This window comes from uncultured Xanthomonas sp., from assembly GCF_964278005.1.
Lineage (GTDB): Bacteria > Pseudomonadota > Gammaproteobacteria > Xanthomonadales > Xanthomonadaceae > Xanthomonas_A > Xanthomonas_A sontii.
This window is the reverse complement of the sequence record NZ_CAXYKF010000015.1, coordinates 489,097-502,984: the sequence shown is the minus strand read 5'-3', so window position 1 is coordinate 502,984 and position 13,888 is coordinate 489,097. Positions and strand designations below refer to the sequence as shown.

2 protein-coding genes are annotated in these 13,888 nt (G+C 71.8%); both read left to right on the top strand.

Annotated features, from left to right (window positions below):
• The first annotated feature begins 6 nt into the window (after window positions 1-6).
• On the top strand, window positions 7-12,078 hold the full coding sequence (locus ACHWVH_RS10645; RefSeq protein WP_394687110.1) for a filamentous haemagglutinin family protein: 12,072 nt from the start codon (window positions 7-9) through the stop codon (window positions 12,076-12,078).
• Between the two features lie 494 nt (window positions 12,079-12,572).
• Complete coding sequence (locus ACHWVH_RS10640) at window positions 12,573-13,880, top strand: PstS family phosphate ABC transporter substrate-binding protein (RefSeq protein ID WP_152237250.1); 1,308 nt, start codon at window positions 12,573-12,575, stop codon at window positions 13,878-13,880.
• Window positions 13,881-13,888: the final 8 nt, after the last annotated feature.

The following is a 13,888-nucleotide window of genomic DNA, read 5'->3' as shown; positions in this document are numbered from 1 at the left end:
GCCGCCATGCCCCGCATCCACCGCCATTCCCGCCGCCCTCTGCGCCCGCTGTTGCTGAGCGTGGCGATCTCGGCCGTTCTGGTCGGACGCGCCGAGGCGCAGAGCAGCCCGTTCGTGCGTCGCGGCGCGGATCCGGGCACGCAGGCCGCGGCGGCGGCGCAGCGTCAGGGACTGCAGTCGGCGGCCGCCAGCAAGCTGGCGCAGACCTCGCTGCAGGCCTTCCAGCGCGCCGCGCAGACACGCCAGGCGCTGGATGCGGCGCAGGCGAGCGCGCGCGCCGCGGCCCAGGCCGCGCAGCACACCGGCGTGCCCGACGGCCTCGGCAAGGGCGGGCTGCAGGTGCCGGACGCGGTGGTGATCGATCCGGGTCCGGTGCGCAGCGACGACCCGCGCCTGGGCCAACGCAACATCTGGCTGGGCGCGCGCGCGCCGACCCAGCAGAGCGTCGACGGTGCCACCCAGGTCACCATCCAGCAAACGCAGAAAAAGGCCATCCTCAACTGGGAAACCTTCAACGTCGGCAGCCGTACCCGCCTGCAGTTCGACCAGTCCGCCGGCGGCGCCGACGCGGCGCAGTGGATCGCGCTCAACCGGGTCAACGACCCCAACGCCGCGCCGAGCCGGATCCTGGGCAGCATCCAGGCCACGGGCCAGGTGTATCTGCTCAATCGCAACGGCGTGCTGTTCGGCGGCGCCAGCCAAGTCGCCACGCACTCGCTGCTGGTGTCCTCGCTGGATCTGTTCGACGCCAACCCGGCGCGCAGCGATCAGGCGTTCCTGGCCCGTGGCCTGTTCGGCAGCGCCGGCCAGAGCGGCGTGGTGCTGAGCGGTCTGGACAGCCTGGCCGCGGGCCGCACGCCCGGCGATATCCGCATCGACAGTGGCGCGCGCCTGTCCAGCGGCAGCCAGGGCTACACGCTGATCGCCGCACCGAACGTCAGCAACGCCGGCAGCGTGACCGCGCAGGACGGCCAGGCGCTGCTGGCGGCAGTGCTGGGCCTGCGCCAGTCGCAGGAACTGCAGCAACTGCTGGGCGGCGCCAGCGGCAGCGTGGCGCCGCTGGGCTTCGGCGACTTCGTCTCGCCGGTGGGCAGCGACCGCTCCGGGGTCGGCCGGCTCGACAACAGCGGCATCGTCGCCGCCACGCGCGGCAACGCCACCCTGGTCGGCTATCAGGTGCAGCAGCGCGGCCTGGTCCAGGCCACCACCAGCATCAGCCGCCCGGGCAGCGTGATGCTGCTGGCGATCGACCAGGACAACCAGTTCGGCGGCGGCGCCCTGGTCAACTACAAGGGCGGCGCCCTGGAGCTGGCGCCGGGGGCCGTCACCGCGATCCTGCCCGAACGCGACGGCGAGACCACCACCTCCAGCCCGGCGTCGGACCTGGCCTTCCTCGGGCCGAAGATGGTCCTGGCCGGCGCGCAGATGGCCCTGCGCGGACAATCGCTGACCTTCGCCCCCGGCGGCAGCGTGGATCTGCTCGGCCTGGGCCGGGAAACCACGCTGCTGCGCGGCCGCGCCCTGCTCAACAACCGCATCCTGCTCGACAGCGGCGCGCAACTGGATGTGTCCGGCATCGCCGACGTGCAGATGCCGATGGACCGCAACCTGGTGCAGATCCCGCGCGTGGGCCAGAACGAACTGGCCGATGCGCCGCTGCAGCGCGATGGCGCGTTGCTGCGCCAGTCGCTGCGGTTCGACCGGCGCGCCAGCGGCGTGCGTGCGGACGGCCAGGCCTGGGTCGGCAGTCCGCTGCTGAACGCGCAAGGCTATGTCGACCAGGTGCCGCGCGATATCGATCAGATGCTGCTGAACGGCGGCACCATCAACATCGGCGCGCGCGACCTGGCGATCGCGCCGGGGGCGCAGGTGAGGCTGGACGGCGGTTATGTGCACATGCTCGGCGGGATGGTCGAAACCCCGCGCCTGCTGGGCGCCGATGGACGCCTGTACGACCTGGCCGATGCCGATCCGTCGATGCGCTATTTCGGCATCGCCGGCAGCCAGAGCGTGGCGCACACGCGCTGGGGCATCAGCGAGACCTTCGCCAATCCCCTGCTCGGCAGCCGCCGCTACTACGAAAGCGACTACCTGCAGGGCGGCGACGCAGGCGCGCTGAACATCGAACTCGGGCGCCATTCCAGCGGCAGCGGTCAGGAACTGGGCGTGGCGGTGTTGGCGGGCGATCTTTCCGCGCAGGCCCTGGCCGGCCGCTACCAACGCGCCAGCGGCACGTTGCCGCACGGCGGCGCCCTGCGCATCGACAGCGACGCCGGCCTCTACAACAGCGGCATCGGCGCCTCGGTGAACGGCGACATCAGCCGCGATCGGCGCAGCTGGCAGATCGTCGACAGTGCGGTCGCGTGGCCGCAGGGCCTGGATCTGCCCACGCCGGCGGCGGACCTGCCGGGCGCCGCCGGCCAGGCCCAAGCGCGCGACAATCCGCTGTTCTGGTCGCAGCTGTCCGCGCGCATGCTCGACGGCAGCGGCGTGCAGAGCGTGGCGATCGGCAATGCGCCGGTGATCGAGGTGGCGCCAGGTACGGCCTTGCAGGTCGCCGATGGCGGCACGCTGTCGCTGCAGGCGCAGCGCCTGCAGATCGACGGCACGCTGACCGCGCACGCGGGCAGCATCGCCCTGCAGAGCGCCGGCGGCATCGCCACCGTGCAGGACCCGCGCCAGGGCGGCAATGCCCTGCTGGGACGTGGCGACCTGCTGCTGGGTGCCAATGCGCGCCTGGACGTGAGCGGGCGCTGGGTCAACGACGACCGGCGCTTCGGCGAGGACGCGCAGGGCAGTGCCTTCGTCGATGGCGGACGCATCACCCTGGACGCGCTGCAACTGCGCCTCACCGATCCGCTCAGCGGCACCGACAGCGACCAGAGCGGCGCGATCAGGGTGGCCTCGGGCGCGGTGCTCGACGCCTCCAGCGGCGGTTACGTCGATCGCAACGGCGCCTTGGCCATGCGCGAGGGCCGCCCGCTCGGCCATGGCGGCGACATTGCGCTGCGGACCTACGTGCGTCCGCAGAGCGAAAATCCCGGCGCACCGACCTACACCGCCGATCTGGCGCCCGGCGACGGCGCAGGGTTGCTGCAGTTCGACCCGGCCAGCCTGCGCGCGGACAGCTTCGCCGGCGGCGGCACCCTCAGCCTGCGCGCCTTCGGCATCCAGATCGGCGGTGCCGCGCCCGCCGACGCGCGCGTGCTGCAGCTCGATCCCGGGTTCTTCGCCGGCCAGGGCTTCGGCGGCTACGACCTCGCCGCCGAGCAGGACGCTACCGTCGCGGCCGGCACCCAGGTACGGGTGAGCCAACGCAATCTGCTTCCCGACCTGCAGGCCTTGCGTGGCGCCGCCAGCGGCCGCGATGTGGTCGGCGGTGCGGCCCAGCCAGGCGGCAACGGCTTCGCCACGCTCGGCACCCTGGACGCCTTCTATCGACCGGCCACCGATTTCGCGCTGCGCGGCGGCGATTTCCTCGGCCGCGTCGCCGGCGATCCCAGCCGCAGCGGCGCCAGCGGGCAAGTCCGTCTGGACCAGGGCGCGCAGTTGTCGCTGGACCCCGGCGCGACCGTGCGCGTCGGCGGTCGCGGCCAGGTCGCGATCCTCGGCGGCATCCAGGCCAGGGGCGGCGACATCAGCGTCTCCGCCGACACCTCGGCCGATGCCGGCCTGTCCGCAGCGCCGGCCGTGGACCGCGGCCGCGCCCACGCCGTCCCCGGCAGCGTCGTATGGTTGGGTGCTGAAAGCCACCTGGACGTGTCCGGCATCGCCCTGCTCGACCCGCAAGCCGCCCTGCAACCCACCGCCAGCGGCCTGCGCCAGCCGCGCAACGGGCGCGTCCTCGATGGCGGCCACATCACGCTCAGCAACGACAGCGGCGCCATCGCGGTCGCCAACGGCGCGCAACTGGACCTGTCCGGCAGCAGCGCCGTATTCGACCTGCCAACCGGCAACAGCGCGCTAGGCGGCGGCGAGACGTTGCAGGCGCAGACGGTGGGAAGCGCAGGCGGGCGCCTCGATCTTGCTGCCGGCACCGGCCTGTTCTTCGACGGCCGCATCCGCGCCGGCGGCGGAACCGCGCAAGACCGCGGCGGTACCCTGGCATTGCAGGCGCTGCAATTGCGCGAGGGCGCCACGCCACTGCTGCCGGGCCCCAGCGGCATCGTGTTCACGCAGAACGACAGCCGCATGCCCGCCATCGCACAACCGGGGACGCCGCTGCCGGCTGCGGCCACGCCCGGCCCGCTGTATTTCGCGGCCGAGCGCCTGCGCGACAGCGGCATCGACACCCTGCTGGTCGGCGACCAGGCGCCCGGCGTGGCACCGCGCCCGCAGGTGCCGATCGGTTTCGCCGGCGACGTCGATCTGGCGGTCGCGCGGGCCATGGTGTTCAACGCGCCGCGTTATGCGCTGCTGCCAGACGCTGCCATCGGCTTCGGCGTCCTTGCCGCGAGTAGCCAGGTCACGTTGCGCGCGGCCTACGTCGGCCTCAACGGCTGGCAGTCGCCGGGCAGCGCGAACGCCCGCTTGACCGAACCGGGTGCGCCGGGCGCCACCGCGCTCGAAGTCAGCGCCGCACACATCGACCTGGGTGGCCAGTTCGCCCTGGACGGCGTCGCTGACGCGCGCCTGTCGAGCAGCGGCGCAGTGCGGTTCCACACCCCTGCGGCCTACGCGTATCTGGTCGACGCCAACGGCGTGGCCACCCCGCGCGCCGGGGAACTGCTGACCGCCGGCAACCTGACCATCAGCGCCGCGCAGGTGTATCCCGGCAGCGGCGAGACCTTCCTGGTGCGCGCGCTCGGCGCGCCCGGCGCCGACGGCAGCCGCGCCGACACCCGCATCGCGCTGCAGGCGCAAGGCACGCTGCCGGCGCTGCCGCTGTCGGCCGGCGGCACGCTCGCGCTGGACGCGACCCGGATCGACCAGGACGGCCGCCTGCGCGCGCCTGGCGGTCGCCTGCTGCTGGGCGTCGCCGCGCCCGACGATGCCGCCGCACGCGCGGTGTTCGGCGACCGTGCGCTCACCGCCACGCGCGAGGTACGGCTCGGCGCGGGCAGCGCTACCTCGGTCTCGCTGCAAGGCCAAGTGCTGCCCTACGGCGCTACCGTCGACGGCAGCCAATGGCGTTACGACGGCAGCGCGCAGGGCAGCAGCACCGCGCTCACCGCGCCGCCGCAGAAGCAGATCCGGGTGGACGCGGACAGCGTGACCCTGGCGCCGGGCGCCAACGTGGACCTGTCCGGCGGCGGCGACCTGCAGGCCAGCGAATGGGTGCCGGGCACCGGCGGCAGCCGCGACCTGCTCGCGGCCAGCAACACCAGCTATGCCAGCGGCAGTGCGGTGCAGGTCCCGCTGTATCCGGACGCACGTGCGGTCTACGCCATCGTGCCCGGCGCACAGAGCCCGGTCGCGGCCAGCGACGCCGCGTTCGAACGCAACGGTGGCGCCCCGGCGCTCGGCAGCGCCGTACATCTGAGCGGCGTGCCCGGCCTGGCCGATGGCGACTACACGCTGCTGCCGGCCAGGTATGCCACCCTGCCTGGCGCCTACCGCGTGGTCGCACGCAGCGGCAGCGACGATGCCACCGCCGCACAGAACCTGACTGCACCGGACGGCACCGCGGTGGTCGCCGGCTACTTCGTCGACACCCTGAGCGGCACTCGCCACGCCCGTAGCCAGTTGTTCGAAGTGCAATCGGCGGCGACCTGGGGCCTGTATTCGGAATACACCACGACCAGCGCCACGTCGTTCTTCGCGGCACAGGCGGCAGGCCGCGGTGCCGCCGCACCGCAACTGCCGCGCGACGGCGGACAACTGGTGCTGGCCGCCGGCAGCGCGCTCGGACTGGGTGCCAGCCTGGCCACCGCCGCGGCCAGCGGCGGCAACGCCGCGCAGGTGGACATCGCTGCGCGCGCGCTGCAGGTCCTGGGCAGCGGCCAGAGCGCGGCGCCCGGCTACGTCGGGGTCGATGCCGCCGCGCTGAACGCATTGAACGCCGGCAGCCTGCTGCTCGGCGGCACCCGCACGCAGACCGACGCCGGCCTGCGCGTGCAGGTGACCTCGGAACGGCTGCGGGTCAGCAACGACGCCGCCACGCCACTGCGCGCGCCCGAACTGCTGCTGGTGGCCGGCGGCATCGGCGATGCCGATGCCGGCCTGCGCGTGGACGCCGGCAGCGTGCTGCAAGCCCAGGGCGGCAGCGGCGACCGAGGTGCCGTCACGCTGTCCTTCGGCGAGACGGGCGGCGCCAGCGGCGACGGCGCGCTGCTGCGCCTGTCCAGCGTGGGCCCGGCATCGATCGTGCGCAGCAACGTGCCGGACGCGGAGCAGGCCCGCGCGCGCCTGCAGGTCGGCGCCGGCGCGCTGCTCGAAGGCGCCGCCGCCCTGACTCTCGATTCCACCGGCGACACCGCGATCGACGCCGGCGCGCTGCTGCGCGGTGAGCGCATCGATGCCAGCGCCGGACGTGTGCGCCTGGATCCACAGGCCGCCAGTGGCGCAGCCGATGGCCTGGTGCTCGGCACCGGCAGCCTGGCGCAGTTCGCGCAGGCGCGCCAGATCGGCCTGCACAGCTATGGCGACATGGAACTCGCCGGCGGCCTGGAGCTGCACGTCGGCAGCGCGCTGACCCTCAGCGCCGGCCGCTTCCTCGGCGACGGCGGCGACGTCACCCTCGGCGCCGATCAGCTGACCCTGTCCAATCAGGGCGGCAGCGCCACGGCGAAGACCGCCGCGGCCGAGACCGGACGGCTGCACCTGCAAGGCCGCGAGGTGACGTTCGCCGGCGGCGACAAGCAGCTCGGCGGCTTCGCCAGCGTCGCGGTCGATGCGACGCAGACCTTGTACGTGCGCGACCGCGGCCAGTTCGACTTCGGCGGCCGCGACGTCGACCTGCGCACGCCGCTGCTGCTGGCCGACGCCGGCGCCGACCAGGCGCTGCGTACCGGCGGCGCACTGCGTCTTCAACGGACGGCGGGTACCGGCAGCGCCGCGCAGCCGCTGGGCGGCAGCGTGAGCCTGATCGGTGCGACGCTCGACAGCGACGGACTGATCCGCGCCAACTCCGGCGCGATCGCGTTGCGCAGCACCACGGGCGCGCTGAATCTGCACGACGGCGCCACCCTCGACGCCAGCGGGATGGCAGACACCTTCTACGGCACCGTCCGCTCGACGCCAGGCGGCACGATCGCCGTGCAGGCCGACGTCGGCGACGTGCGCGCCGACGCCTCAACCCGCCTGATCGTGAGCGCCAGCGGCAACGCCGATGCCGGCGGCGTGGCCCTGGCCGCACCCCAAGGCCGCGTGACCCTGCCCGGCACCCTCGACGGACACGCGCAACAGGGGCACGGTGGCCGCTTCGCACTCGATGCCGCCAGCGCCATCGCCCTGGATCCCCTGTCCGCGCAACTGGCCGGCGGCGGCTTCGACGACAGCATCGACGTGCATGCGCGCAGCGGCAACCTGGACTTGAGTGCGGGATCGACGCTGCGCGCGGCGACGGTGCGGCTGACCGCCGACGGTGGCGCCGACCGTCCCGGCACCGATCCGGACGACGGCAACGTGCGCATCGCCGGCAGCATCGACGCCTCGGGCGCGGCAGGCGGCAGCATCGCGTTGTGGGGCCGCCACGGCGTGGCCGTCGATGGCCGCCTGCTGGCGATGGGCAGCGCGGCCGACCGGCGCGGCGGCAGCATCGAATTGGGCACCGGCGGCCGCTCCGACGGCACCCTCAACGCCGACTACGGCTACCAGAACGTGCAGGCCGACGGTGCCGGCCGAATCGCGCTGGGCGCCGATGCGCTGCTGGACGTCTCCGGCGGCAGCGCCGGCGGATTGTCCGGCGGCAGCGTGCAGATCCGCACGCCGCTGCTCGCCGACGGCGAGGTCAATGTCGGCGTCGCCGAAGGCGCACGCATCCGCGGCGCGCGCGAGGTCGGCCTGGAAGCGTACGCCGTGTGGAGCACCACCGACGCCAGCAGCGATCCAGCCAAGCATTTCGACGGCATCGTCGATCCGGCCGGCTGGTACGACGCGCAGGGTGCGCTGCTGCCGGGCAGTTGGACCGACCTGGCCGGCAATGCGGTGGCTGCGCCGACCACGCCCGCGCAGGTCGCCGATTACCTCAGCCGTTATGCCTTCGTGCCCGACACCGCCAACGCCGCGCATCGCGGCTTCTACGGCTACGCCGACGATGCGGCGGGCACGCCCGGCACGCTGATGGGCTTCGTGCAGAAACCGGGCTTCGCATTCGAGGCGCGCCTGTCCAACCTGCCCAACCTGCGCGCGCGCCCCGGCATCGAACTGCGCAATCCCGACCCGGACATCAACGGCGGCGAGATTCGGGTGATGAGCGCCTGGAACCTGGGTTCCGGCGCCGACCGCGATCGGCTCGACTTCCGCTACAACGGCAACGCGCCGGTGCTGAGCCTGCGCGCGCAGGGCGCCGTCAGCCTCCAGGCCAGCCTCAGCGACGGCTTCTACCAGTTGCGCAATCCGTTCGGCGGCGGCGGCCCGAAGGCGCCGTACAGCAGCGCCGAAAGCGCCTACCAGGCGCTGCTGGACAACGCCTTCAACAATGCCTTCGTCAGCATCGACGGCCTGCTGCCGGCGCCAGCCTCGGATCCGGGCGCCGACCAGGACGAGGCGCAGCAGTACTACGGCCAGTACCTGCAACTGCTGAGCATGCTGCAACAGCCGCAGACCCTGGGCGGACTGCCGACCAATCTGCTGGAAGGCGTGATCTACAGCTATGCGCCCGAAAACGGCTATCCGGTGCAGGACTACCCGGATCAACCGCAGGCACCGCAGGCGCCGACCTCGCCGACCGACTATGCGACCTATCTGGCCGGCTACCAGCGCTACCTGCTTGCGCTGTTCGACTACAACACCGAACTGTCCAATGCCGGGGTGTTCGGGTTGGCCACGCTCGCCCTGCCTTCGGCGCCGGTGCTGGGACCGCTGTTGCCGGCGGCAACCCACAATACGCCGTCGCTGCAGGCCGCGGCGGACAACCCGTTGCCGCTGGCGACCAGCAGCCTGATCGGTGGCGACAGCAGCCGCTATCGCATCGTCGCCGGCGCCGATTTCGCCGCGGTGCGGCCGGATGCGCTGCGCCGCGGCAGCGACGCCGACGTGGTGCTGGACGGCCACCAGCGCTATCAGGAAAGCGGCAAGAAGGACCTGCTGCTGCCCACGGTGGTGCGTACCGGGATCGGCAGCATCCAGATCGCCGCCGCGCGCGACCTGCGGTTCGCCGATGCCGACGCGCCGGCGAGCCTCTACAGCGCCGGCCGGCCCGCGCCCGACAGCGAGGACGCCGCGGATCTGCGCATCGTGCGCAGCGACGACGGCAGCCGCAGCGCCGACCAGGTGGTCAGCGCCCAGGCCACCGCCGAAGCCGCCGGCGACCTGCGGCTGCAGGCCGGCCGCGACATCCTGGGCAATCGCCAGGTCTTCGATCGCGACGGCAGCCGCACCGGCGTGGCCGGCAACTACGTTGGCCAGTACTGGTGGCCGTGGCTGCAGGTCGGCAACCCGCTCAGCAACGACGGCAGCACGCCGCGCGCCGGGCTGATCAACTACGGCGGCTTCGCCCAGGGCGTGATGAGCAGCGGCGGCGACGTCGCGGTACAGGCCGGGCGCGACATCCGCGAGCTGTCGGTGTCGCTGCCCACCAGCTACCGGTTGACCGCTCAGGGCCGGCAGACCTACGGCGGCGGCGACCTGCGGGTCGACGCCGGACGCGACGTGCTGGGCGGCGACTACTTCGTCGCCCGCGGCCGCGGCACGCTCACCGCCGGCGGCAGCCTCGGCAGCGCGTTCGCGCTGCAGGGACAGGGCTACGACGCCGCCGGCACGTTGCGCAGCGTGAGCAGCGCGGTGGACCCGGTGTTCGCGGTGCAGGATGGGCAGTGGAGCATCCGCGCCGGCGGCGAGGCCGACCTCGGCGCCATCGTCAACCCCAGCTACGTGATCGCCTCCGGCGGCGTCGCGGCGCTGTTGCGCGACGGCGGCCGCGCCGTTACCGACTACGGCAACGCCTCGTCGGTGGAGATCCAGTCGCTCACCGGCGACGTGCGCCTGGGCACGCTGAAGTTGCCGGCGCTGCTGTTCGGCAACGGCGAACGCGATACCGAGCGCCAGGCAGACAGCCTGATCCTGGGCGGCAGCGTGTTCGACACTGTGCTGCCGGCGCAGTTGCGGGCGATCGCGCATGGCGGTGCTGTGCAGTTCGAAGCCAGCGCCCGGCTGTATCCTTCGGCTCAGGGCCAGCTCGAGGCGATGGCGCAAGGCGACATCCGCCTGTTCGACGACACGCTCAGCGCCAGCAAGAGCAAGTATCAGTTGGCGATGCTGGACGAGGCCGGCGGCTACGACGGCAACGACGCCGCCGCAGGCAGCGGCACGCCACTGGACCTGCACCGCGACGATGCGCAACCGGTCCGCCTGTACAGTCGCAATGGCGATCTGATCGGCGGCCACGCCGCCGACGGCTACCTGGTCGATCCGCTGACCCTGCGGGTCCCGACCGCGGCCGACATCCGCGCCGGACGCGACATCGTCAACCTCGACCTGCGCGCGCAGAACGCCAGCGCCTCGGACGTCACCCGCGTACAGGCCGGCCGCGATCTGTACTACACCCCGATTCAGGGCGGACCCCGCGATACCGGCACCGGCGGCGCGGTGCACTGGGGATGGCTGGAACTGGCCGGACCAGGCACGTTCGAAGTCGAGGCCGGCCGCAATCTCGGGCCGCTGACCTCCGCCAACGAGGCGCTCGCCGCCAATCTGCTGCACGACCGCAATGCCGGCGGCATCCGCACCACCGGCAACCGCCGCAATGCCGGGCTGCCGAGCGCCGGCGCAGACCTGGTGGTGCGCTACGGCGTGGCCAACGGCGAGGACATCGACGCCTTCGCCGCGCTGTATCTGGATCCGCAAGGCGCGCACAGCACCGCCACCTACCAGCAATGGCTGCTCGCCTTCGTGCAGGCGCAGGACGCGGCCTTCCCCGCTGCGGCGCCAACGGCCGCGCGCAGCGTCCTGGCCCAAGAGACGGGCGAGTCCGCCAGCGCCTGGCAGCGCTTCGAGCGACTGCCCGTCGACAAGCGCCGTCTGCTGGTGGAGCGCGTGTTCCTGGACGTGCTCAAGCGCGTCGGCGAGGGCTATGCGGATCCGGCCAGCGCGGACTACCACAAGTACGCGCGCGGCTATGCGGCGATCGAAGCGTTGTTTCCTGCGCGGTTCGGCTACACCCGCAACAACCTGGAAGGCGGCAGCAACGGCGCCGCCACGCTCAGCCTGACCGGCACGCTGGACATGCGCGGCTCGACCCTGCAGACCGAACGCGGTGGCGACATCCGCATCCTCGGGCCCGGCGGCGGCCTGCAGGTCGGCAGCGTGCTGGCGCCGCCCACGGTGGTGGACAGCCAGGGCACCGTGCTGATCGGTCCGGCGCAACAGGGCATCCTGGCGGTGGGACGCGGCGACATCGGTGTGTTTACCGACGCCAGCGTGCTGCTGGCGCAGAGCCGCGTGTTCACCCAGCGCGGCGGCGACCTGATGATGTGGAGTTCCAACGGCGACATCAACGCGGGCAAGGGCAGCAAGACCAGTGCCGAGCGTGCCCGAGTGCGCTACCTGTGCGACCAGGACCAGTACTGCATGCTCGATGCCAGCGGCCAGGTCAGCGGCGCCGGCATCGCCACGCTGCAGGCGTCGGTCGACGATCCGCGCGGCAACGCCGTGCTGGTGGCCCCCCGCGGCACCGTCGATGCGGGCGACGCGGGCATCCGTGCCAGCGGCGATCTGATCGTGGCCGCACAGTTCGTTGCCAATGCGGACAATATCCAGGTCCAGGGCGACGCGGTCGGCGTGGGTAGTGCGCGCAACGTCAACACCGGCGCGCTGAGCGCGGCGTCCAACGCCGCAGCGGCGGTCTCCGATGCGGTCGGCGATCTGGCAGCACGCAGCGCTCCCGGGCCAGGCGAAGCGCCGGCGATGATCACCGTGCAGGTGCTGGGCTTCGGCGATTGCGCCATCGACGATCCGCGCTGCCAGCCGCATCCTTGATCCGGATGCGGCATTGCCGACGCGCCAGTCAGGGCGGCAACGCGCGGCCGATCCAGGCCGACCGGATTTGGAAACGATGCCGGCTGCCGGACAGCACGATGCGATCGCGGGGCCGGTATCGCATCGCCCCGCAAAAATCAGCGACGACCATCGCGACCGCCAACGTGCATGACATCTGCACGACATGCTTCGCCGTCACGCACCGCGCGGCGTCCCGCATCGCGGTCGATGGTGCATTCCGTATACATGGAACGCGCACAATCAAAATATCGGAACATAAATCGTCATTTTCTTCGAGTTCATTATTTCATAAAGGTGATACGCCGCTATTTGCAGAATGCGCATCACAGGTAAGGAAATGTTCCCTGGAATGTCGCCACCGCAACATCTGCGCCGCACATGCTGATCTCGCGCCAGGAAGAAGGCGCAAGCACGCAAGGTAAAGAATTCCCCCGGATTCATTCCGTCGTTTTCTCAACCAAGGAGAACAGCAAGTGCGCAATCTCACCCTTTCCCGTTTCAGCGCGATCGCCGTGGCGATCGCGGCCATGTCCACCGGCTCAGCGATGGCCGCCGAGAACCTGTATGGCGGCGGCGCGACCTTCCCGGCGCAGCCGTACGTCGGCAACACCTACACCGCGGTCACTCCGAACGCGCGCCTGTCGACCAATGCCGGCAATACCGCCGGCAGCGGCTCCACCACCGCCGCCCTGGGCAGCGGCTCGGTGTTCCTGACCTACAGCAACGGCAGCAGCAACAAGGTGTCGTATTGCCAGACCGGCAGCGGCTTCGGCAAGAACACCCTCGCCGGCAGCACCGCCGCCAACCAGGCCTGCAACGACTTCAGCACCTCGCCGCTGGGCCTGAGCGCCGCGGCCTCGGCGCCGGACTTCATCGGCACCGATGCGCCGTACAGCACCTCCGACTACAACGCCTTCCTCAATGGCGGCAACGCCGCCGGCCGTGTCGGCATCGTCCAGGTTCCGACCCTCGCCGGCGCCATCGCACTGCCGCAGAGCACCCCGACCGCCAGCTTCAACCTCACCGCGGCGCAGGTCTGCCAGATCTATTCCGGCCTGGTCAGCGACTGGAGCAGCGTGTCCGGCAGCGGCACCAGCGGCCCGATCAAGATCGTCTACCGCACCGACGGCAGCGGCACCACCTTCGCTTTCACCAGCTACCTGGCGCGCACCTGCAACGGCACCAGCAACGTGCCGTCGGGCTTCACCTTCACCCCGAACCAGACCTTCAACTCGGCGCTGCCGGGCGGTGTCAGCGGCGTGTACGGCTCGCGCGCGATCGGCGCCAGCGGCAACAACGGCGTGGTGACCTCGGTGCGGGTGACCAACAGCAACGCGCTGGGCTATGCCGATGTCGGCGAAGTGCTGCTGCAGGCGGCCCGCTACGTCACCGTGGCCGGGTTCGATCCGAAGAACTTCGGCAAGGACTCCAGCGGCAATCCGGCGCCGGTGACGCTGGCGGCGTCGGCCCTGCTGAGCGGCCGCGTGCTCGACGGCGCGACCGTCAACGCGGTGCCGGGCAGCGGCTCGACCGCGGTGAAGAACTGCGTGCGTCTGGTCAACCCCAGCGCCGCGATCACCAACGCCTACCCGATCGCGGCGATCACCTACCTGGCCGGCTTCACCAGCGGCAACGGCAGCACCGCGCATGTGCAGGCGGTGAAGGATCTGTTCAACATCTTCTACAACACCAGCACCCGCCCGGCGCTGCCGGATGGTTTCGCCTACCTGGGCGGCATCACCGCCTCGGCGCAGAACACGGTCAATACCTGCGTGCAGTAATCGCGCAG